The sequence below is a fragment of the Grimontia hollisae CIP 101886 genome, from assembly GCF_000176515.1.
In the GTDB taxonomy this organism is placed as follows: Bacteria; Pseudomonadota; Gammaproteobacteria; order Enterobacterales; family Vibrionaceae; genus Enterovibrio; species Enterovibrio hollisae.
The window spans coordinates 466,975-488,775 of sequence record NZ_ADAQ01000013.1; the positions used below are offsets into that span (position 1 = coordinate 466,975).

The 21,801-nt window shown below is 48.6% G+C and carries 19 protein-coding genes; 15 read left to right on the top strand and 4 right to left on the bottom strand.

Features of this window, described 5'->3' with window-relative positions:
- Positions 1 to 210: 210 nt before the first annotated feature.
- Genes VHA_RS15030 through VHA_RS15040 form a run of 3 tightly spaced genes read left to right on the top strand, consistent with a single transcriptional unit; the run spans position 211 to position 3,296 of the window.
- Entirely contained in the window at positions 211 to 759 is a 549-nt protein-coding gene (locus VHA_RS15030) for an ECF-type riboflavin transporter substrate-binding protein (RefSeq protein ID WP_005505809.1), read from the top strand.
- A 6-nt stretch (positions 760 to 765) separates the two neighbouring features.
- The gene (locus tag VHA_RS15035) at positions 766 to 2,460 is read left to right on the top strand and encodes an ABC transporter ATP-binding protein (protein WP_005505810.1); all 1,695 of its coding nucleotides are present in this window, start codon (positions 766 to 768) and stop codon (positions 2,458 to 2,460) included.
- Entirely contained in the window at positions 2,457 to 3,296 is an 840-nt protein-coding gene (locus VHA_RS15040) for an energy-coupling factor transporter transmembrane component T family protein (RefSeq protein ID WP_005505811.1), read from the top strand. The genes VHA_RS15035 and VHA_RS15040 overlap by 4 nt, the downstream gene beginning before the upstream one ends.
- Before the next feature lie 69 nt (positions 3,297 to 3,365).
- On the opposite strand, the gene mlc is transcribed toward VHA_RS15040, so the two are convergent.
- Positions 3,366 to 4,580: a sugar metabolism global transcriptional regulator Mlc gene (gene mlc, locus VHA_RS15045; RefSeq protein ID WP_005505812.1), complete on the bottom strand. Its 1,215-nt coding sequence runs from the start codon at positions 4,578 to 4,580 to the stop codon at positions 3,366 to 3,368.
- 258 nt (positions 4,581 to 4,838) lie between these two features.
- Here mlc and queE point away from each other — a divergent pair, with 258 nt between their 5' ends.
- Positions 4,839 to 5,501, top strand: a complete 663-nt coding sequence (gene queE, locus VHA_RS15050) for a 7-carboxy-7-deazaguanine synthase QueE (RefSeq protein ID WP_005505813.1) — start codon at positions 4,839 to 4,841, stop codon at positions 5,499 to 5,501.
- A 113-nt stretch (positions 5,502 to 5,614) separates the two neighbouring features.
- On the opposite strand, the gene queD is transcribed toward queE, so the two are convergent.
- The gene (queD, locus tag VHA_RS15055; RefSeq protein ID WP_005505815.1) at positions 5,615 to 5,977 is read right to left on the bottom strand and encodes a 6-carboxytetrahydropterin synthase QueD; all 363 of its coding nucleotides are present in this window, start codon (positions 5,975 to 5,977) and stop codon (positions 5,615 to 5,617) included.
- 223 nt (positions 5,978 to 6,200) lie between these two features.
- Between queD and VHA_RS15060 the strand changes: the two genes are divergently transcribed.
- The 3 genes from VHA_RS15060 to VHA_RS15070 all read left to right on the top strand — a co-directional run bounded on the left by VHA_RS15060 (position 6,201) and on the right by VHA_RS15070 (position 10,945).
- Positions 6,201 to 7,805, top strand: coding sequence for a methyl-accepting chemotaxis protein (locus VHA_RS15060; protein WP_040529080.1), 1,605 nt, complete (start codon positions 6,201 to 6,203; stop codon positions 7,803 to 7,805).
- A gap of 234 nt (positions 7,806 to 8,039) precedes the next feature.
- A complete protein-coding gene (gene asnS / locus VHA_RS15065; RefSeq protein ID WP_040529285.1) occupies positions 8,040 to 9,440 on the top strand; it encodes an asparagine--tRNA ligase in 1,401 nt (466 codons plus the stop codon).
- Positions 9,441 to 9,751: 311 nt separating this feature from the next.
- A complete protein-coding gene (locus tag VHA_RS15070) occupies positions 9,752 to 10,945 on the top strand; it encodes an amino acid aminotransferase (RefSeq protein ID WP_005505822.1) in 1,194 nt (397 codons plus the stop codon).
- A gap of 68 nt (positions 10,946 to 11,013) precedes the next feature.
- Here VHA_RS15070 and folE read toward each other — a convergent pair whose 3' ends face one another.
- Positions 11,014 to 11,670 carry a GTP cyclohydrolase I FolE gene (gene folE, locus VHA_RS15075; protein WP_005505824.1) on the bottom strand — a complete coding sequence of 219 codons (657 nt, stop codon included), beginning with the start codon at positions 11,668 to 11,670 and terminating at the stop codon, positions 11,014 to 11,016.
- A 342-nt stretch (positions 11,671 to 12,012) separates the two neighbouring features.
- On the opposite strand from folE, the gene moeA reads away from it, so the two are divergent.
- The 8 genes from moeA (at position 12,013) to VHA_RS15115 (ending at position 20,150) form a co-directional block, all read left to right on the top strand.
- Complete coding sequence (gene moeA / locus VHA_RS15080) at positions 12,013 to 13,248, top strand: molybdopterin molybdotransferase MoeA (RefSeq protein WP_040529081.1); 1,236 nt, start codon at positions 12,013 to 12,015, stop codon at positions 13,246 to 13,248.
- A gap of 8 nt (positions 13,249 to 13,256) precedes the next feature.
- Positions 13,257 to 14,006: a molybdopterin-synthase adenylyltransferase MoeB gene (moeB, locus tag VHA_RS15085; RefSeq protein WP_005505828.1), complete on the top strand. Its 750-nt coding sequence runs from the start codon at positions 13,257 to 13,259 to the stop codon at positions 14,004 to 14,006.
- 135 nt (positions 14,007 to 14,141) lie between these two features.
- On the top strand, positions 14,142 to 15,761 hold the full coding sequence (locus tag VHA_RS15090) for a putative bifunctional diguanylate cyclase/phosphodiesterase (protein WP_040529082.1): 1,620 nt from the start codon (positions 14,142 to 14,144) through the stop codon (positions 15,759 to 15,761).
- 180 nt (positions 15,762 to 15,941) lie between these two features.
- Positions 15,942 to 16,763 (top strand): phosphate ABC transporter substrate-binding protein, encoded by an 822-nt coding sequence (locus tag VHA_RS15095; RefSeq protein ID WP_005505831.1) that lies wholly within the window; start codon positions 15,942 to 15,944, stop codon positions 16,761 to 16,763.
- 84 nt (positions 16,764 to 16,847) lie between these two features.
- On the top strand, positions 16,848 to 17,759 hold the full coding sequence (gene pstC / locus VHA_RS15100) for a phosphate ABC transporter permease subunit PstC (RefSeq protein ID WP_005505832.1): 912 nt from the start codon (positions 16,848 to 16,850) through the stop codon (positions 17,757 to 17,759).
- Between the two features lie 5 nt (positions 17,760 to 17,764).
- Complete coding sequence (gene pstA / locus VHA_RS15105) at positions 17,765 to 18,610, top strand: phosphate ABC transporter permease PstA (protein WP_005505833.1); 846 nt, start codon at positions 17,765 to 17,767, stop codon at positions 18,608 to 18,610.
- A gap of 17 nt (positions 18,611 to 18,627) precedes the next feature.
- Positions 18,628 to 19,410 carry a phosphate ABC transporter ATP-binding protein PstB gene (gene pstB / locus VHA_RS15110; protein ID WP_005505836.1) on the top strand — a complete coding sequence of 261 codons (783 nt, stop codon included), beginning with the start codon at positions 18,628 to 18,630 and terminating at the stop codon, positions 19,408 to 19,410.
- 293 nt (positions 19,411 to 19,703) lie between these two features.
- Positions 19,704 to 20,150, top strand: a complete 447-nt coding sequence (locus VHA_RS15115) for an META domain-containing protein (protein ID WP_005505838.1) — start codon at positions 19,704 to 19,706, stop codon at positions 20,148 to 20,150.
- Positions 20,151 to 20,176: 26 nt separating this feature from the next.
- Here the strand turns inward: VHA_RS15115 and VHA_RS15120 are convergent, their stop codons facing one another.
- Positions 20,177 to 21,781, bottom strand: coding sequence for a CHASE domain-containing protein (locus tag VHA_RS15120; RefSeq protein WP_040529083.1), 1,605 nt, complete (start codon positions 21,779 to 21,781; stop codon positions 20,177 to 20,179).
- Positions 21,782 to 21,801: the final 20 nt, after the last annotated feature.

The following is a 21,801-nucleotide window of genomic DNA, read 5'->3' on the forward strand; positions in this document are numbered from 1 at the left end:
TTCACCTTATGCTTCATTCTCAACATCAATCCGGTTGATGTTTCGGCAGCCGTCTACCTTGGCTTACAGAAAGGTTTAGACGTCTAGATAGATAGCTTTCCTTTCCCGAAAATAATTCCTATAATCCCGCCTCATTTTGTGAGCCGCTTAAAAGTTTGCATTACATCACGTCCGGGCATCCACCTATTTTACGGGCGTAAAAGGGTATCTATGAACTTCTCAGCAAAAACCGTCGTTATTATTGCCATTGGCGCTGCCCTGTATGGGATTGGGGGGTTGCCGATGTTCGGCATTCCTGTTTTCGCCAACACAACACTAAAACCTGCCATGGCGATACTGGCACTGTTCAGCGTATTGTTTGGTCCTGGCGTGGGTTTCTTTGTCGGTTTCATCGGCCATTGGGTGACGGATCTGTTTGCCGGCTGGGGAGTGTGGTTAACCTGGGTACTTGGTTCAGGCATTGTAGGCATGGTGATCGGTTTGTTTCCGATCCTGACTAAACAACGCCTGAAATACGGTCATTTTTCATTACCAGATATATTGCTGTTCGCTCTGCTGGCCCTGACCGGTAATGTTGTCGGATACGGATGCTCTGCACTTCTGGATACCCTGCTGTATGCCGAACCTTTCACTAAAGTCTTCATTCAGCTTTGTATTATTGCGGCCGGTAACGCCCTGCTGGTGACAGTGGTCGGCTATTTCATTTTGCAATCTGTCGCTAAACGCAACGGCCAATGCCGCAACCTGACCGAGGCGTAATCCTGTATGACCATCGAATTCAAACACTTCGGCTTCCGTTACGACGCGCTGGTCAACCCTACGTTGAAAGACATCAACCTGCGCATTGAACAAGGTGAAAAAGTCCTGATTATCGGCCCAAGCGGCAGCGGTAAATCAACCCTGGGCCAGTGTATTAACGGCCTCATTCCTCATGCGATAGAAGGCGATATTGACGGCGAGCTCTACATTGGAGGGACACCTTCATCCGGCATGAACCTGGTGCAGTATACAGAGAAAGTCGGTACCGTACTGCAAGACACAGACAGCCAGTTTGTTGGCCTCACCGTCGGTGAAGACATTGCATTTGCACTGGAAAACCAGCAAGTACCGGTGGGCGACATGTACGCGGTGGTAAAAGCCACCGCCAAAATGGTGGATCTTGACGCCTTGCTGAACCATGCGCCACATGACCTATCCGGCGGCCAGAAGCAACGTGTTTCACTGGCCGGCGTATTGGTCGATGATGTCGACATACTGCTTTTCGATGAACCACTGGCCGCGCTTGACCCCAAAACCGGGAAGCGCACTATCGAGATCATCGACCAGCTTCACCGTGATACCGGTAAAACGATCATTATCATCGAGCACCGCCTTGAGGACGTGCTGACCCGCCATATCGACAGAGTGGTCCTGATGGACAACGGCACCATTGTGGCTGACACCACACCCGATGCACTAATGATGTCAGGTCTGCTGGAAAAGCACGGGATCCGCCAGCCTCTTTACATCTCAGCCCTGAATCATGCCGGATGTCATCTGGAAGAAGCCGATACACCGGCGTATCTCTCTACCCTGCCTGTAGAGAAATTTGCCGATGCCCTGAAACACTGGTCAACGACACCCACACAGCACCATGCAAAACAGGAAGGGGATGTCCTGCTCGACATTCAGGGGCTTACTTATTCTTACGATGGCGAGAAAAACGCACTGGAAAACGTGTCTTTCAACGTGCGCCGGGGTGAGATGGTTTCTGTGCTGGGCAAAAACGGCTCCGGCAAATCGACCATTACCAAACTCATTATGGGTGTGCTGGCTCCGGATGCTGGCAGTATCTACGTTGATGGTCAGGACTTCAGTCAACTGTCTATTTTTGAGCGCAGCAAGAAAGTGGGTGTGGTGATGCAAAACCCCAACCACATGATCTCTCACCATATGATCATGGACGAAGTGGCTTTCGGTCTGAAAAATCTGGGATTGAGTGATGCTGAGATTGAACGCCGTGTCCTGGACGTGCTGGAATTTTGCGGCCTTGCCAAATATCGCCACTGGCCGGTAGATGCATTAAGTTACGGCCAGAAAAAACGGGTCACCATTGCATCAATTCTGGTGATGGAACCGACGCTTTTGATCCTCGATGAGCCCACTGCGGGGCAGGACTATCGTAACTACAGCGCCATGCTCTCTTTTATCAAACGGTTGAACAAAGAGCGTGGTGTCACCGTGATAATTATTTCACATGACCTTCATCTGGTATTGGAAAACACAACACGTTCTATCGTGATTGCTGACAGCAAACTCATTGCCGACGCACCAATGACAGACGTATTCAGCCAGCCTGCATTGCTGGATGCCGCAAACCTGACAACCACCAGTCTTTATCAACTGGCCGAGCGTGCTGGCATTCAGGATATTAATGGATTCATGCAGCAGTTTATCGACACAGAGAGCAAGACCCAATGAAAGCCTCCAAAATGAAGTTTGGTATTAACTATATTGATACGCAATCACCACTTCATGCGCTGAATGGTATCACCAAGTTTGCCCTGTTTATGGCATGGGTAACGGTGGTCCTCACGACCTTTGATTTGCGGATCATTATTGGAATGGTATTACTGGGGCTGGCGCTTCTTAAAATGACAGGCGTTGCATTCCAGGTGTATAAGCCGATTCTTTTGGGGACGTTGAGTGTGCTTGGGATGAACGCAGTGTTTATGTTCCTTGTCGCCCCCCAGCAGGGTTCAGAATGGACAAACACAACCACAGAAATCATTGCGTTACCGGGTAACTATTCGTTAACACAAGAAACCCTGTTTTATCTCGTGACGGTCACCCTGAAGTATTTCAGTATGTTCCCGATTGCGCTGGTGTTTGTATTTACTACGCACCCGACTGAGTTTGCATCGAGCCTGAACCGCATTGGCGTTCCCTATAAAATTGCCTATGCCGTCAGCCTGACCTTGCGCTATCTGCCGGAAGTCAAAAATGATTTTGTCAATATCATGCATGCCCAACAGGCACGCGGTGTCGATTTTTCTAAGAATGCCCCGCTGATGGCAAGGTTTCGGGGCGTGGCAAAAATCTTGATCCCGTTGATTTTCTCCAGTCTAGATCGCGCTGATGAAATCTCAAACGCCATGACTTTACGCGGCTTTGGCCGCAACACATCACGTACCTGGTATCACTACCGCCCTTTGACCATCAAAGATGGGGGGGTACTGGCGCTTATCGCAATATGTGTGGCACTTGCCCTGACCAAGCGCGCCCATGACAACGGTGTGATCTGGTATCCGTTTTAAGACGCCAGAAGACGACAGAAAAAGGAGCTTGCAAGCTCCTTTTTCTGTAAGACATATTAAGTATATAGTTTACCCTTCCAATACCTTCATTAGCAGATGGCCATCATACATTGCCCTTTTCACCAATGCCGCGCCTGGCATGGTCGCCTGGGTGTAGAAAAAGCTCTCTTCCAACATCAGGTGTTCAAAATAACGGGGCAGCGTTTGGTTTTGGATGCATTCCATGATTGCCGGGTATAATACTGACTTCGCCTGATTAAATTCACCCCCTATCAGAATACGCTCAGGGTTGAACAGATTGACCATGATAGCAATCGCTTGCCCCAGATAGTGCCCCAACTCTGTAATGACCTTGACCGCTACACCATCACGATTGACCGCAGCTTCGCAAAGAGTATCAATGGTTAATGGCTTATCTTGCAATACACTGTCATGCCCCTGATCCAACAGTGCCTGGGTTTCTTCTAACACCGCCTGCAAACTCGCCACTGTCTCAAGGCAGCCGCTGTTGCCGCAATAGCAGCGTTTACCAAACGGTTTGATTTGAATATGTCCCAGTTCACCAATGTTACCTACCTGCCCTTCCAACACTTTTCCATCGATCATAATGCCTGCACCGACGCCATGGTGAATAGAAACCAGCACCGAGTTTTCTATGTCGCGTGCATTGCCAAACAGCTTTTCTGCCAGTGCCCAGGCACGGGTATCGTTGCCAATAAACACAGGCAGCCCTGTTGCACGGTGAATGGCCGCACTAAGCGGCATGTTCTGGACATGATAATGAGGCATTTGGATCACAATGCCCTGCGCACTGTTTACCAAACCGGGAAGGGATACCGCAATGGCAGTAATACGATCAACGATCTTAGAATGCACAGAGAAAAACTGATTGATGTGCTGCACAATAAGCTCAAGTAACAGGTCTTGCTCCAGCACTAAAATATCATGCCGCTCTTCCACAATAAGGTTGCCCCCCAATTCGTGCAGGGCCAGAGTAATGTAACCACGGCCCAGCCGAATAGAGAGAAACTGCCACCCTTCATTGTTAAGCACCAAACCGATAGCAGGACGCCCCCGGCTCGCAGGCTCACCATACTCGGTTTCTTTCACCAGGTGGGCATCTATCAACTCACGGGTAATTTTAGTAATACTGGCAGGTGCAAGCTGGCTACGCTTTGAGAGTTCAATTCGGGAGATTGGCCCTAGCTGATCGATCAACTTATACACTGCTCCAGCGTTATTACGCTTGATGTGATCTATATGTCCTGGCTGGGCGAGGATCATCCCTTGCTCCCTATGAAATGTGTTGATAGTGAATTTTTTTACTTTGCGAAGTAATTGTGAAGCGCCATGCGGTAATGTCGTGAACCACATCACGGGCTAATTGGTTCAACGTTAAATAAAATTTCCCATCGCCTAAAAATCAAAGAGTTAGTGACATAGCGACGAACAGTAGTCATTCCCGGTTATTTCGGCCCGAGACAGTCAGGGCTGAAACTGACATAATCTGCCCTCTCTTGAAAATCTGACTCTCAATGCGGTATGTACAACGTCAACGAAATATTCGAAACCATTCAGGGAGAAGGCACCTTCACCGGCATTCCTTCCGTGTTCATCCGCCTGCAGGGTTGCCCTGTTGGCTGCCCATGGTGTGATACTCGCCAGACCTGGGATACGCTGCCTTTAGATCAACGTGATTTCGGAACAATCATTGCAAAAAATGACGAAAGTCCGCTTTGGGCCCGAGTTTCCGCAGAAGATATCCTCTCCCATCTACAGTCCCGTTACACCGCGAAGCACATTGTGATCACCGGTGGTGAACCCTGTATGTTTGATCTGATGCCCCTAACGTCACTTCTAGATGCACATGGTTACCGGTGCCAAATTGAAACCAGTGGCACTTATGTTGTATACGCGACAGAAAACACCTGGGTAACCGTATCACCGAAAATCAACATGCGTGGTAAATTACCGATATTAAAAGAAGCACTTGATCGTGCCAATGAAATCAAACACCCAGTTGGCACTGAAAGTGATATTGAAAAGCTGGACGAACTTCTAAAACACGTTGATCTAAAGGGAAAAGAAGTCGCCCTTCAACCTATAAGCCAAAAGGCACGGGCCACCGCGTTGTGCATCGAAACCTGCATTGCACGCAACTGGCGCCTTTCGGTGCAAACGCATAAGTACCTCAACATTGCCTGACACTTCTGGCCAAAAGAGATACCTAAACAACCTGATATTGTAGAAAGTGTAGGGATGATATTTTCAGGCGTAAAAAAAGGGCTGTTCCAGCCCTTTCTACTTCGGTAATCCGCTTACTCACCAGTGTAAATACAGCCTGCTGTGCACGTCTCTTTAATCATGACTTTACTCAGGCAAGGCAATTCGGGCTTCAGTTTATCCCATATCCACTTTGCCAACACTTCACTGGTTGGGTTTTCCAAGCCTTCAATATCATTCAAATAATGATGATCAAGACGGTCATAGATAGGTTGAAACACTTTTTTGATTTCAGAAAAATCGATCACCCAGCCAGTGTGCGGATCCACGTCGCCAGCAACATAGAGACGAACCAAAAAAGAGTGACCATGTAGACGGCCACATTTGTGCCCTTCCGGAACATGTGGCAAACGGTGTGCCGCTTCAAACATGAATTCTTTAAACAGTTCAGTGTACATAGTGAGCATTCCTGTGATCGCAAATTTTTCTTTGGCGCGGCGATGCTACTCAATTATGACGTCCAGCTCAAATTGAATGCACAGTGATGTTTCATGCTAAATGCGAGTAGATGCATATAATTTGTGTTGCGATAATCACACATTAACATCATGTATAAGACGCATTCACACAAACACCCATAAACTGTGAATAACAATCATGGTTTGTAAGTGACCTGTAACAATGCGTCTACCCATAGCAACAAAAATCCTTATTGTTCTTTTTGCTATTTTTTCTGTCGTTCTGGCAGTTTCCTTGCTGTATCAAAAAAACCAACAGAAAAGCTTTGTTACCGATATTGTTAGCCAACAGACCCTGGACAAAGCCAGTAATTATTTTGACAGCCTGAATCTGATGATGCTAACGGGTACTATTCACCAGAAAGAAGCGCTGCGCAACAAAGTGCTTGAACAAAATGGAATTGAAGATGCGAGGGTGATCCGCGCCGAAGGTATTACGAAGGTGTTTGGTCCGGGTAATGCTAACCAGGCTGTTCTTGACAGCATTGACCAACAGGCTGTAGCAGGAGAAACCCTTGTCAAACGCGTCAACCGCGATTACGGACCAGGCATTGTCGTCGCTCTCCCGATGAAAGCGAGTTCAAACTACCGCGGCACCAACTGCTTGCAATGTCATATCGTGCCAGAAGGTACGGTTTTGGGGGTGGTCAGACTGGAATATAACCTCTCCCTACTTTACAAAAACATCGACCATGAAATGCTGGTGACCGCTGGCATCATGACCACGATTACGCTGGGTGGCTTTGCTCTGACTTTCGGCTTTATCCGTGTGAGCTTGGTTTCTCCGATGAAACGTATTTCCCACTTCATGCGACGTTGCAGCGATGAAAAGAACCTTAGCCCACGTCTTGACATGCACAGAGAAGATGAAATCGGTCAGTTGGCGGCAAGTTGTGACACCTTACTTGACAGCTTTTCCGATAGTATGAACCACGTGAAAACAACCGCTGTCTCCTTACTTGACGAAGCCACTGTGTTGACCAATGTTTCAAGCGAAACCAACAAACTTGTGGGAAACCAACGTCGGGAAACAGAGGAAATGTCGTTATCCATCGACGAGGTTCAGCGTCACCAGCACATTGTCGGAGAAAAAACCACCGAAGCGGCTGAACTGAGCCAGACACTCGCAGAGAACGCCCAACAAGGGCGTCATGTTGCAAATGTTGCCGCAGAGCAGATCCAACAGTTAGTGAATGAAATTGAGCAGGTCCGTCATCAGATCCTGGCGGTAAACCAACAAAGTAAGGAAGTGAACAGCATCCTTGAAGTCATTCGCGGCATTGCAGAGCAAACCAACCTACTCGCCCTGAATGCAGCTATAGAAGCGGCAAGGGCCGGAGAACAAGGCCGCGGGTTTGCGGTAGTGGCAGATGAAGTCAGAAATCTCGCCAGCCGCACCCATGATGCAACCGGTGATATTCAGAACATTATCGCGCAACTCACAAACGATGCTGAACGCTCGGCATCGGCTATTGAAACAACCTGTACCAACACAACCGAACGGGCTGATACCGTGATGCAACTTTCCAATGCATTGGCACAAATTGCCGAAGAGATCCTGATCGTGAACAGCAATGCAAAAGAGATCAGTCAAGACACCGTGCATCAAGCAAAAATGGCTGATGGGTTGCGCGAACAAGTTGCGACAATCAAGGCACATGCAGAAGATACCTCATCCAATGCCAACCAAACCCAAACAATCAGCACGCACTTAAAGGCGCTTGCTGATCAGTTGGAGCATCTGATCGATCAATTCAAGCTCGCTTGAGCACGTCAAAGGCACAGATAAACCAGGAGGAGGCGACATGCCTCCCTTTTCATTTTTCATCCGCCGTTTCTGCTGTTTTTTTCTTCGAACTCATCACACCATAACACCTGAGTATGGCTGCGTCTTGAGGTAGTTCAGGTATGCGGTTAAACTTGCCATTCCTAGCGCGAATTATCCTAGTCCGGTGACGTCAAGGCGTCGTCGGATAATCTTCAATGGAGTTAGATGCAAATTATGAACTATGTGCCTGTAGCAGACGTCCTGCACGGCAAAGCGGCAGTAGACACAGAAGTCACTGTTCGCGGTTGGATCCGCACACGTCGTGATTCAAAAGCCGGTATTTCTTTCCTCGCCATTTATGACGGCTCTTGTTTTGACCCTATTCAGGCGGTTGTTCCTAATGAGCTGAATAATTACCAGGAAGAAGTATTGCGTCTTACCACAGGCTGCTCTGTAGAAGTGACCGGTAAAGTGGTAGAAAGTCCGGGACAAGGCCAGGCATACGAGCTGCAAGCGACCGACGTTAAAGTGGTTGGTTGGGTTGAAGATGCAGAGACTTACCCAATGGCGAAAACCCGCCATTCTATCGAATACCTGCGCGAAGTGGCTCACCTTCGTCCACGCACCAACGTTATCGGTGCAGTTGCCCGCGTGCGTAACTGCCTGGCTCAAGCTATCCATCGTTTTTATCATGAAAACGGCTATTACTGGGTTTCAGCGCCACTGATCACAGCATCCGACGCAGAAGGTGCCGGAGAAATGTTCCGCGTATCTACGTTGGACATGGAAAACCTGCCACGCACCGAGAAAGGCGACGTTGATTACAGCGAAGACTTCTTCGGCAAAGAAACCTTCCTGACAGTGTCAGGCCAGCTGAATGCTGAAGCATATGCCTGCGCCCTGAGCAAGGTTTACACTTTCGGCCCGACTTTCCGTGCAGAAAACTCCAACACCAGCCGTCACCTGGCAGAATTCTGGATGGTTGAGCCAGAAGTCGCCTTTGCTGAACTGGACGATGTCGCGAAACTGGCTGAAGACATGCTGAAATATGTGTTTAAAGCCGTGCTCGAAGAACGCCGTGACGATATGGAGTTCTTCGCTCAGCGTATCGATAAAGACGTTATCAGCCGTCTTGAGAAGTTTGTGGAGTCTGACTTCGCCCAGGTGGACTACACCGACGCTATCGACATTCTGCTCAAATCTGGCAAAAAATTCGAGTTCCCTGTTGAATGGGGTATTGATCTCGCCTCTGAGCATGAACGCTACCTGGCCGAAGAGCACTTTAAAGCGCCAGTTATCGTGAAAAACTATCCAAAAGACATCAAAGCATTCTACATGCGCCTGAACGATGACGGTAAGACAGTGGCAGCAATGGATGTACTGGCACCGGGCATTGGTGAGATCATCGGTGGTTCACAGCGTGAAGAGCGTTTAGACATATTGGATGCCCGTATGCGCGAAATCGGCATTGATCCAGAACATATGGACTGGTATCGCGACCTGCGTCGCTATGGTACTGTGCCTCATGCTGGTTTCGGTCTGGGCTTTGAGCGTCTGGTTTCTTACGTAACCGGTATGGGCAACGTACGTGACGTTATCCCATTCCCACGTACGCCTCGCAGTGCAAACTTCTAACCTTTTCTGGATATTCAAAAAGGTCGCGCAAGCGGCCTTTTCTTATTGATTGTTTTTTGCTCAGCCTATTGGCGATCTGATATCACGCTTCGGGCAACCGCTAGTCAGGCACGATAAATGGCCAACACATGCCTTATATTTAGCCTTGGGTGTTTTCCATACACAAAGCCAAAAGTTATAAAAATGGAGGGTTTGCAGACAACAACCTCCCAAACAGCCTGTAATCGTAAAAAATCCTTAAATATCCGTTTTATTACGATCAGCCAAATGTTATAAAAAAAGAAAGTTACTAACGCCATGGATGAACGACAATGTTTGAAAAAATTGCTGCTGCTCCCGCCGACCCTATTCTAGGCCTCACTGAAGAATTCAAAGCCGATCCCCGTGCTGATAAAATTAACCTCGGTGTAGGTATTTACAAGGACGAATCTGGAAATACCCCTGTTCTGACAACCGTCAAGAAGGCAGAAGCCCTCTTGTTGGAAAATGAAACCACCAAGTCTTATCTGGCTATCCCAGGTATCCCTGAATATGGCTTGGCAGTTCAAAAACTGTTGTTTGGCGAAGATGCACCGATTATTTCAGACAAACGGGCACAAACCGCACAAGCTCCCGGTGGCACCGGTGCACTTCGCCTTGCGGCTGAATTCATTAAGCGCCAGCTTGGTGATGTAAAAGTGTGGGTAAGTAATCCAACCTGGGCAAACCACAACGGCGTATTTGCTGCAGCAGGTCTGGAAGTGGTGCAATACAGCTACTACAACGCTGAAACCAAAGACATGGACTTCCATGCCATGTTGGCAGATCTGCAAGCAGCCAGTGCAGGTGATGTTGTGCTTTTGCACGGTTGCTGCCACAACCCTACTGGCATCGACCCAGATGCAGGTCAATGGCAACAATTGGCAGCGCTGGTGAAAGAAAAAGGCCTCTTGCCACTGTTTGATTTTGCTTACCAAGGTTTTGCAAAAGGCGTTGAAGAAGATGCTTCGGGTTTGCGTATCTTCGCGGAAAGCTGCCCAGAACTTCTGGTCGCCAGTTCATTCTCGAAAAACTTTGGCCTTTATAATGAGCGCGTGGGCGCCTTTACGCTGGTCGGTAAATCAGCAGAAGAAGCGGCAACAGCATTCAGCCAGGTAAAGAGCATTGCACGTGTCATTTATTCCAATCCTCCCGCCCACGGCGCTGCTGTGGTCACTGTCATTCTGAACGATGATGCTTTACGAGCGGAATGGGAACAGGAAGTGGCTGACATGCGCGCTCGCATTCAGGAAATGCGCGAGCTGTTTGTCGCCACCCTGAAAGCGGAAGGTGTTGGACGCGATTTCAGCTTTATCGAGCACCAAAACGGTATGTTCTCTTTCTCTGGCCTGACCAAAGAGCAAGTAAATCAACTCAAAACTGAATTTGGTGTGTACATTGTCGGTTCTGGCCGTATCAGCGTTGCTGGTATGACCCGCTCAAACATGGGGCCGCTGTGTAAAGCCATTGCTGCGGTACTGAAATAACGATACCTGCATAAACAACAAAAGCGCCCACTGGCGCTTTTGTTTTATCATGGTGTTACGTTGTTACCTTAACCAATGCCGTGGAGGAATTCAGCGCGGGTAGATGCGTTAGATTTGAACACGCCCCCTAACGCCGTAGTGGTTGTCGCACTGGTCGCATCCATCACGCCACGGGCCTTCACGCAGTAGTGTGTTGCATTCATATGAACCGCGACATTCTCGGTTTCCAACAGGGTTTGCAGCGCAACCAGGATTTGACGGGTCAAACGCTCTTGCACTTGTGGACGCTGGGCAAAGAAACGTACAATGCGGTTGATTTTCGAAAGGCCGATAATCTTATTCTTTGGCAGGTAAGCCACTGTACACTTGCCGTCGATCGTTACCAGATGGTGTTCGCAGGTACTGGTCAACGTAATGTCTTTCACTCTTACCATCTCATCACAGCCCATCTTATTGTCGATAACCGTGATCTTGGGGAAATTTCTGTAGTCCAGCCCAGAAAAGATCTCGTCCACATACATCTTTGCAATACGTGCGGGCGTTTCTGTCAAGCTGTCATCGTCCAGGTCAAGATCGATAACAGACAGAATCTCCCGCATGTGATATTCGATTTTCTCTTTCTTCTCTTGGGCTGTCATCGACGAACCGGCCTGCATCGGCGTCTCAATACCGCATGCAATCAGCGCTTCACGGACGCGTTTTGCAGAATCGCTCAATGCTGTCATAGTCATTCCTCGGATCGTTCCAATGTTATCATTTTGTGTATTACTCGCCTTTTGAGGACAAGGATCAATGGTTGTCAGAATTCTGAAGCATAACGTTAATAGTAGGAAAATTACACCTCGAATTGCGTGTGGTCATTAGTTTCCATCTGTAAAGTTTGCGATAATGCTTTTTCATCCTAGGAATTGCCGATAGTGCATCGACAGACCAATCTCATGGCTCTGATTGCGGGTCATTTATCGCCACCAGCCTATTCAAATCATAGGCTAAGCGTTAACGCCACGTGATATGCCTTTAAAGATGCAGTCGGCTACATTATTCAAATAACTACTGAGAGTCTTTATATGGGTTGCTGCGATACACCAGGATTGATGCCTATACCAACAGCCATCACTACCCTTCTTGAAAACACGACGCCACTGACACAGACAGAAGTGGTCTCGCTGGTGGATGCCCAAAACCGCATTACTGCTGAGGATATCCGTTCTCCATTAAATGTACCGCCTTTTGCAAATTCTGCGATGGATGGCTATGCGCTGCGCATTGCCGATCTTGCTGAAAGCAACACGCTAAAACTGGCAGGCCGTTCATTTGCCGGTGTGCCGTTTGAGGGGAAATGGCCTAAAGGCAGCTGTATTCGCATCATGACAGGTGCAGAAGTACCGGAAGGTGCCGATGCCGTGATCATGCAAGAGCAAGCCATTGCCGAAGGCGATAACATTACCTTCACTGCAAGTGCAAAACCACAGCAAAACATCCGCCCAATCGGTGATGACGTAAAAGCAGGCGACGTGGTTATCCCCAAAGGCACCCTGCTGACACCACGAGAAGTGCCGATGCTGGCAACACTGGGTATTGCCACCGTCACTGTCATGCGTAAACCCAAAGTGGCTTTTTTTTCCACGGGTGACGAGTTGCGCCAAGTCGGTGAACCCTTGGGCAAAGGCGAAATTTACGACAGCAACCGCTACACCATCCGTGCCTTGCTTGAGAAACTGCACTGTGAAGCTATCGACCTCGGCGTTATCCCAGACTGCCCAGAAAAGCTTCGTGACGCATTCCTTAAAGCTGCTGATCTAGCTGATGTGATCATCACTTCCGGCGGTGTCAGCGTGGGTGAAGCCGACTACACCAAAGACATTCTGGCCCAGGAAGGTGAAGTCGGTTTTTGGAAAATTGCCATCAAACCGGGTAAGCCATTTGCATTCGGTAAAGTGAAAAATGCCCTTTTTTGTGGTCTGCCAGGTAACCCTGTCTCTGTGCTGGTCACGCTACATGTGTTGGTTCAGCCCCTTCTGGCCAAACTTGCGGGCCATTCCCGTTGGCAACCCGCCATAACCCTGAAAGCCAAAGCGGAGACCCGCTTTAAAAAAGTACCGGGGCGTACGGACTATCAGCGCGCTATTTATCGTACTAACGAAAACGGTGAACTGGTTGTTGCAAGCACGGGAAATCAGGGCTCAGGCGCCTTCAGTTCACTTTCCATAGCAAACTGCTTTGCTGTGCTGGAGCAAGAGCGTGGTCATATTGACGTGGGTGAAACAGTCACCATTGAACCATTCAGTGCAATACTCAATTAAGGGCTCACGTGGACATTCTCTCTCCAGAAGAAGAACTCCGGTATAACCGTCAGATCATACTGCGCCAGTTTGACTTCGACGGTCAGGAAGCGCTGAAAAAAGGGCGGATTCTGGTACTGGGTGCCGGCGGCCTTGGATGTGCCGCCACACAGTACCTTGCGGCAGCGGGCATCGGTACACTCACTTTGATTGATGATGACAGGGTTGAACTCTCGAACCTTCAGCGTCAGGTGCTACACAGCGATGCGACCATCGGTGAGTTAAAAGTAGAATCTGCGGCGAAATCACTGCGTCAGCTTAACCCGCACACCAAGGTTGAAACCATCGCAGAACGGTTAAGTGATGATGCAATAAAAACGCTGATCGACCAGCATGATTTGGTGGTAGATTGCAGCGACAATGTCCAGACCAGAAACCAGCTCAACCGGCTCTGCCATGAGACCCGGACGCCTTTGGTCAGTGGCGCCGCCATTCGCCTTGAAGGACAGATCGCTGTGTTTACATACCGTGACGAAGAAGCATGTTACCAATGTTTAAGTGCACTGTTTGGTGAGCAGGCGTTAAGTTGTGTTGAGGCCGGTATCCTCTCTCCCGTGGTGGGGATCATCGGTGCCACTCAGGCATTAGAAGCCATTAAACTGTTATCAGGCTTTGCGCCTGCACCAACCGGCAAAGTGATGCTCTACGATGCAATGAGCAGCGAATGGCGGTGCTTCAACCTACCTAAACACCCTGCATGCTCTGTCTGCAATCGTTAACATTCACTTCTTTGGTGCAGTGACACCTTTCTCAATATTGATAAATATCGACTACATTTAAAGCAACATATGCCGTTTCAGAATGCTGAGACGGCCTTCTCATTTTCCTTGCATTAGGGAGACATCAACTCGGCGATGATAAAAACCATCTCGATCGTTCTTGTCATACTCGGCATGCTCGCCCTTATCTCGGCGCTCAAATCCTCTATTGCACTATACCGGCGCGATCGCTATCCGTCCTCATTCAGTTTTATCCCCGTCATGCTTGGATTTGTCTTGGGTTACGTCGTATTCGCAGGCTTTTTATCCCGTCAACCTGCCGCAACAACCGTTGAACTGATTGTCGCCATGGTGTTTTTTGGAGGAGGTATTTTCTGTGTGATGATCTTTGGCGTTGTCTCGCAAAGTATGGAGCGCATCGCGTTTGCTGAGTTTCAACAAAGACACAACAAATCCCATGACCCCCTAACAGGGCTTTCCAACCGGCATTTCTTGCTGAAAACAATTACTCGCCAAGCCGTTGATTTTGAAGCTTCACAACAACGCTTTGCCATTATCATCATTGATATCAATAACTTTAACAATATCAACGAAGTGTTCGGTCACCAGAAAGGCGATATGTTACTCGCACAATTTTCAACCCGGTTGAAAGAGTTCGTTGATGAGGAAATCTTCCTCGCCCGATCAAGTGATAACCGTTTCACCCTGGTTTTAAATGACCATGAAACGGTCAATATCGCGCAATACATCGAAAATATGCAGGACTATCTGGATCATCCTCTTACGATCAATGACCATGACATTAACCTGACAAACACCGTCGGTGTCGCCCTTTTCCCTGAACACGCTGACAATGCTGAGGACATCCTAAAGCGTGCAGAGGTCGCCATGTATAACGCCAAGCGTATCCAAGCCCCTTACGCAATTTATGAACCTGCGGTCTCCAGCCATTTCTATGACCATACTGAGCTAGCAACCCTGCTGCACAGTGCAATGCAAACCATGGATTTCGAGCTCCATTTCCAGCCTGTGCTGAATATACACAACCCACATCAGACCACGTTTGAAGCGCTTATACGGTGGCCATTAGGAGACGGCTACAGTGTCGGCCCAGATGATTTCATTCCCATTGCCGAACAGATCAATACCATCAAACACATTACACACTGGGTGCTGGAAACGAGTGTCGCGCAGCTGGCGGTTTGGCGGAGTCAGTCCCTCACGCCACACATTCAGGTCAACCTGTCAGCAAAGGATATTGAAGATGATTCTCTGGCAGCATACCTGTCAAAACTCCTCAAACGTTACGCCATTAATCCTGCTCAGTTAACATTAGAGGTCACTGAAACCAGCATGATGCAAAACCTAGTCAAAACGCGCAGAGTATTGGAGAAAATCAAAAAACTCGGCGTATCACTCAGTATCGATGATTTTGGCACCGGTTTTTCTTCTCTCTCCGTCCTGAGTAACATGCCGATCGATGAAATAAAAATTGATCGCAGTTTTGTCACAGATCTGCTCTACAGCAGTAATCACGAAGCTATCGTAAGATCAACAATTTACCTTGCCCATAGTCTTGACTGCCGGGTTGTTGCGGAAGGCGTTGAAACCGAAGCACTGGGACAATACCTGATCTCCATAGGTTGCGACAAACTCCAGGGATACTGGTATGGCCGCCCGATGAACCTTGCCCAAACCGACGCCTGGTTGAATGAAACTTTTTTGGTCAACTCACGTGTTGTCAGTCAAAACTGACACCGCCACAACATCCTCTCTCGCATCAGCTATACATTGAAACACAGCACCTGAATCCCACTTTATTCCGTCATCAATGCTTAATTTTGCTGAAACAAACCTGTCATAAAAGCGACCTAAAGTTGTCACCGTTGGTTCATACACCGCCCTCTCAAAAGGCGACAATTTAGGAAACCTCTCATGAAATCAAATATTTTCAGTGTACTTTGTCTGACAGGTGCGCTGGTAGCACAGGCGGCAACAGCTCAGGAAACCATCACGGTATCTGGCTCAACGTCTGTCACGGAAGTGATGGAAGTGCTGGCTGAAACTTACCAACGCCAACACAACAACATTTTTATTGAAGTACAGGGAACCGGCTCCTCTGCGGGAGTAAAAGCGGCAAAGAATGGTACGTCAATGTTCGGTATGGCTTCACGTGCGCTAAAAGAGGATGAAAAGGAACCGTCCCTGAAAGCAACAGTGATTGCCCGTGACGGCATTGCAATAGTGGTGAACAACGCAAACGCCCTGGACAACCTGACGATTGAAGAAATCGCTCAAATCTACCGTGGAGAAGTGCAAAATTGGTCACAGGTGGGTGGCGAAAATAAGCCTATCGTTGTTGTGACCCGTGACGCCGCATCCGGTACCCGCGGCGCATTTGAAGACATCATGGGCCTGAAACGCGACGTCAACGGCATAACAGTCTCTGCTATTTCCCAGCGGGCACAGGTCGGCAACGGTAACGGTGTCATTAAAACCATTGTCGCAAACAACCCCTTTGCTATCGGGTACATTTCTCTCGGCTCTGTCGATGAGTCACTGAAAGCGGTGAAGGTTAATGGTGTGGCCCCAACGCCTGAAGCAGTAGCCGCCGGTGATTACAAAGTTGCACGTCCTTTCTTGGTCCTGAGCAAAGCTGGCGAACCTTCACCCGCTGCGGATGCATTCTTGAACTGGGTCATGTCCGCAGAGGGACAGAAAATCGTATCAAACCAAGGCTATGTGCCAGTGAATTAGTTTTTAATACCCTGATCTGTGGCCTTTTGACCAGGCCACTTTTAAATCTTCTTACTGCATTTTTGGATAAAGCAGAGAATCGCTATGAATATCGCAACTCAACAGTCCATTACGTTGCCAAAAAGGAAACTCGGGCAAAGTAAACGTCGTGACTGGCGCGAGGAAATCTTCCGTTTCCTTTTTTTGACCGCCGCAACCCTGGGCGTGCTTTCCTTAGCCACAATTGGCTACTTTATTTTCCGCGAAGGTTTTCCAGCGATGCAGGAAGCCGGCGTGACCGGCATTGTAACAGGGGCTGAATGGCTTCCTCCCGCTCTGTATGGCATCGCCCCAATGATTGTTGCATCGCTGGTATCAACCGCAGGTGCTATCGCGCTGGGTGTACCGGTCGCAGTACTGACTGCCATATTTATCGCTGAAGTGGCGCCAAAATGGCTGGCTAATATTGTCCGTCCAGCGGTAGAGCTTCTCGCAGGCATTCCTTCGGTGGTTTATGGTTTCTTTGGCCTTGTCATCATCGTACCCATGATCCAGGATGTCTTTAATGTTCCGGCGGGAAACACATTACTGGCTGGCATTATCGTTCTGGCTGTCATGATCTTGCCAACCGTCATTACCGTGTCTGAAACCTCGCTGCGCGCCGTGCCTAAAACCTATAAGGAAGGCTCACTGGCACTCGGGGCCTCTTCGATGTTCACGACGTTTAAACTGCTGGTCCCTGCTGCACGCTCCGGCATCATGACGGGCGTTGTCCTCGGAATCGCAAGGGCGCTGGGTGAAACCATGGCAATCATCATGGTGATGGGTAACGCACCGGCTATGCCAAGTGGGTTGCTTGAATCCGCCCGAACCCTGACTGCCAATATTGCTCTTGAAATGTCTTATGCCTCCGGTATTCATGCCAGCGCCTTGTATGCGACAGGCATCGTTCTGCTGGTCTTTGTCATGATCCTGAACGCGTCTCTGCTTTACCTAAACCGCGAAAAAGCGAGATAATCACTATGCTTACCCGTCAAATGAAAGACAACATCTCACTGATTACCGTTTGGGCTGCTGCCGCAACCACTATCGGTTTCCTGTTCTGGATTATCTGGTACATCCTGAGTAATGGCCTGCAATATGTTGATTGGGCATTTGTTACCGGTGATTACACCCGGATCGGTGAACAATCTGGTATCTGGCCGATGATTGTTTCTACTCTCTATATGATTATCGCGTCCATCATTGTCGCGGCCCCCATCGGTATCATGACCGCCATCTACTTGACTGAATACGCAAGTGTCGGCAGCCGTACAGTAAAAGTGATTCGCTTTTGTACCGAGTCACTGGCAGGTATTCCATCGATTATCTTTGGTCTGTTCGGTATGACCTTTTTTGTTGCCGTACTTGGCCTTGGTTTTTCTATCCTGTCCGGAGCACTGACACTGAGCATCCTTATTCTGCCGGTCATCATCCGCACGACAGAAGAAGCGCTGATGGCTGTTCCACAAGCCTACCGTGAAGGTGCTTATGGTCTGGGTGCATCAAAGAGTTACACCATTTGGACATTGATTCTACCCAGTGCCATGCCGGGTATCGTCACATCCATCATTTTGAGTGTAGGCCGTGTCATCGGCGAATCTGCACCGGTATTTCTAACCGCAGGCATGGTGGCACGCATCCCAGAAAGCGTGCTGGACTCTGGACGCACACTGACTGTACATCTTTATAAATTAACCCAGGAGCTCTACACCATTCACGAATGGAATCAGGCCTATGCCACCGCGACAGTTCTGATTGTTGTTGTGCTGCTTATCAACATGCTGACCAAATTTATCGCCAGCAAATTCAGCAAAGCCACTTACTGAGCCCGGGAGAGAAAACCATGATGACTGCAACTGCCATTAAAACAACGAACAAATTCGACATCGAAAACCTGAACCTGTTTTATAACAACGGCGCTAACCACGCACTGAAAAACATCACACTGCCCATTCCAGACAAAAAAGTAACGGCACTCATTGGCCCTTCAGGTTGCGGTAAATCCACCCTGCTCCGTTGCCTGAATCGGATGAATGATTTGATTGAAGGGGTAAAAATTACCGGACGGGTGAAAATGGACAGTGAGGATATCTATGGCGACATTGATATTGCCAGCCTGCGTATTAAGGTCGGTATGGTATTCCAAAAGCCCAACCCCTTCCCGATGAGCATCTATGACAATGTGGCATACGGTTTGCGCGCACAGGGGGTGAAAGACAAACAAATACTCGACGAAGTGGTTGAAAAAAGCCTGCGGGGTGCAGCGCTTTGGGACGAAGTAAAAGACCGCTTGAAATCCCATGCGTTTGGTTTGTCAGGGGGACAACAGCAGCGTCTGTGTATCGCCCGTACTATCGCCATGGAACCCGAAGTGATTCTGATGGATGAGCCGACATCCGCCCTTGACCCTATCGCGACCAAAAAAATTGAGGATCTGATGCAGGCGCTTAAAAAGGATTACACCATCGTGATCGTTACCCACTCCATGCAGCAAGCGCGCCGTATTTCAGACCGTACTGCCTTCTTCCTGATGGGAGAACTGGTCGAGCATGATGACACAGTAAACCTGTTTACTCATCCCCGGGATGCGCGTACCCGTGGCTATGTGAACGGCGATTTTGGCTAACTCGAAAAAGATCCTGCCCCCATTTCTGGGGGCATGCATGTCCTGAGTCAATACAAGAATTGAAAATAACCATCTGATATTTATAAAATTTTATCAAGCCCGTTAATGAATCGTTAGTGCTGTCTGTAAAAAGAATAACGCACGTACAAATTACGCAATAAACTCCCCATTTGATACATTTCTGACTTGCTAACAGACTAAGATTCATAATAATCATGGAACCAAGTTAATCAGGCGCTGTCTCTACGTGACAAACATGTAGAAACACTCAGAACGTCAATCTGGAGTACATAATGAAAAAGATGGCAATCGCTATGTTGGTCGCCCCTGCAATTCTGGCAGGCTGTGCCACCAACACGTCAGGTAATGGTGATGCGATGGAAGTGTCTCAAGCAAACATGCAGCATCATAACTGGGTTTTGGAAAGCGTAGATGGTCAACCACTGAACCTGCCGGAAGGTTTCGCTGCACCTAACCTGGAAATTGGTGAGTCATTCACGGCAAATGGCCATGGCGGTTGTAACCGTTATTTTGGTCAGGCAGAGCTGAAAGGCGATAAGTTCCGGATCGACAAAATGGCAAGCACCATGATGGCGTGTCCCGAGCCAGCGATGAAGCTGGAAACCGTCATGACTGACGTATTAAGCGATTGGAGCAATATCACCTTGACCAATCAAAAGCTGGTATTGGAAAACGGTGAACACGTCCTGACTTTCCAACTGCGTGACTGGGTTAACTGATCCCTGTTGATGCTATGTTTTGTCAATCAGCCTCCCACCGGAGGCTGATATGTTTCCGGCAGGTAAATCCAGCGATAACGTCCACGCCCTTCTGAAATAGCTTTCCCCAGTGCTATCTCGCCATAAGCCATGACATTAGACGCATCAAGCAAAGCGGCTTCCAGCATGGTCACACCACCAATCGATATAGAGATCACCTCATCCCCTTCTTCTTTGTCAAAAGGCAAATGGAGCGTTTTAATGGCATCCATACAGGCTTCTGCCATCGGGGCGCCATCTTTGGTATTCGGCAACAGTACCGCGAAAGACGCCCCATCATAACGGGCAAGTAAGTCTCCCGGGCGCTTCAACGTATCGGAAATGGAAGAACCAATCAGTCGCATCGCCTTGTCCCCGGCCACCCGGCCATGTTTAGCGTTGTAGCGCGACATATGGTCGATTTCAATGATCATCAAACTCAGGCAAAGGTTATCGCGCTTTGTACGTCGTACTTCCGCGGCCAACATATCTTCAAAGTAATCCCGGTTGTAGAAGCCCGTTAAACCATCACTTTTAGAAAGGCGCTCCAGCTTTTTGTTTGCTTCACGCAGCGCCCGTGTTTTCTCGTCTACACGCTTTTGAATCGTCAGTGCACGATGCTGGAGCATATAAATCAAATAGGCCAACAGGGTGAAAATCAGCACACCGATAAAGAAAATAAGGTGGGGATAAATACTCATTCTGTCACGAATATAGAATGCCGATGGGGTCCCATATAACAGCCATTCCCGCCCGGCAAAATAGATGGGCGCAGAACGGTAACTAAGCGCTTCAGCTGGAGGCTCAGACAAGTCCACCACATTGCTGTAAATCACGCCACTTTGGGCTGACAGCCCGCTGTCCAGCAATTTAAGATTAACGGATTCTTTTACCGTGTTATTAATGGCCATGTTGAAAATATCTGATACATCGAACAGGGCAACGAGAAACCCTTTCAGCGTGGATTCACGCTCTGCATCTGTCTCCGGTTCACCGTAAAACACCGGGAGCAACATCAAAAAGCCGCTGTGATCCTCAAACTCCCGCTTCAGGCGGATGGCAGGTGTGGCAATCGGTACACCCCGATACCAGCTCATTTCAAGTGCCTCTTTCATCGACGGACGTGACGCCAAGTCAAAGCCGAGCACATTCTGGTTTTCTTCATAAGGATGAATATAACGAACAGGGAAATATCGCTCCCTTTTTTCTGCCGGGATCAGGTTACCCTCTTCACTCAGTTCCACAATTTCAAACAGTGCAAACTCCAGCTCAGCTTCCGCCTCATAAAGATCCCGGTTTTCACCACTGACAATTTCTGCCCATTGCATGGATTTGATGGTGAGGTGTCTGTCCATCACAGCCTGGGACAAACCCACAAAGACCGTTTCGTTGATTTGCTCACTCATCAGCAACTGGTTACGAAGTGCATACATCAACTCGATGCCAATGTTCAGTTCTCTACCCAGGGACAAGGCGGCGTTTTCAACATCTTTTTGGATTTCATGCTTAATGGATTGCTGTTCCGACTGGTAAAGTGACATGGCAGCGAGAAACGAAAAAAACAGCCCAACTAAGACTGTAAGTACCGTTGAATAGAAAACCCGCTTTGCCATCCCTAAACGCCCCACGTTAT

Excerpts from the sequence above, each read along its gene's own strand:
- VHA_RS15030 (WP_005505809.1), top strand. The coding sequence starts at position 211 with ATGAACTTCTCAGCAAAAACCGTCGTTATTATTGCCATTGGCGCTGCC.
- VHA_RS15035 (WP_005505810.1), top strand. The coding sequence starts at position 766 with ATGACCATCGAATTCAAACACTTCGGCTTCCGTTACGACGCGCTGGTC.
- VHA_RS15040 (WP_005505811.1), top strand. The coding sequence starts at position 2,457 with ATGAAAGCCTCCAAAATGAAGTTTGGTATTAACTATATTGATACGCAA.
- mlc (WP_005505812.1), bottom strand. The coding sequence starts at position 4,580 with ATGATCCTCGCCCAGCCAGGACATATAGATCACATCAAGCGTAATAAC.
- queE (WP_005505813.1), top strand. The coding sequence starts at position 4,839 with ATGTACAACGTCAACGAAATATTCGAAACCATTCAGGGAGAAGGCACC.
- queD (WP_005505815.1), bottom strand. The coding sequence starts at position 5,977 with ATGTACACTGAACTGTTTAAAGAATTCATGTTTGAAGCGGCACACCGT.
- VHA_RS15060 (WP_040529080.1), top strand. The coding sequence starts at position 6,201 with ATGCGTCTACCCATAGCAACAAAAATCCTTATTGTTCTTTTTGCTATT.
- asnS (WP_040529285.1), top strand. The coding sequence starts at position 8,040 with ATGAACTATGTGCCTGTAGCAGACGTCCTGCACGGCAAAGCGGCAGTA.
- VHA_RS15070 (WP_005505822.1), top strand. The coding sequence starts at position 9,752 with ATGTTTGAAAAAATTGCTGCTGCTCCCGCCGACCCTATTCTAGGCCTC.
- folE (WP_005505824.1), bottom strand. The coding sequence starts at position 11,670 with ATGACAGCATTGAGCGATTCTGCAAAACGCGTCCGTGAAGCGCTGATT.
- moeA (WP_040529081.1), top strand. The coding sequence starts at position 12,013 with ATGGGTTGCTGCGATACACCAGGATTGATGCCTATACCAACAGCCATC.
- VHA_RS15090 (WP_040529082.1), top strand. The coding sequence starts at position 14,142 with ATGATAAAAACCATCTCGATCGTTCTTGTCATACTCGGCATGCTCGCC.
- VHA_RS15095 (WP_005505831.1), top strand. The coding sequence starts at position 15,942 with ATGAAATCAAATATTTTCAGTGTACTTTGTCTGACAGGTGCGCTGGTA.
- pstC (WP_005505832.1), top strand. The coding sequence starts at position 16,848 with ATGAATATCGCAACTCAACAGTCCATTACGTTGCCAAAAAGGAAACTC.
- pstA (WP_005505833.1), top strand. The coding sequence starts at position 17,765 with ATGCTTACCCGTCAAATGAAAGACAACATCTCACTGATTACCGTTTGG.
- pstB (WP_005505836.1), top strand. The coding sequence starts at position 18,628 with ATGATGACTGCAACTGCCATTAAAACAACGAACAAATTCGACATCGAA.
- VHA_RS15115 (WP_005505838.1), top strand. The coding sequence starts at position 19,704 with ATGAAAAAGATGGCAATCGCTATGTTGGTCGCCCCTGCAATTCTGGCA.
- VHA_RS15120 (WP_040529083.1), bottom strand. The coding sequence starts at position 21,781 with ATGGCAAAGCGGGTTTTCTATTCAACGGTACTTACAGTCTTAGTTGGG.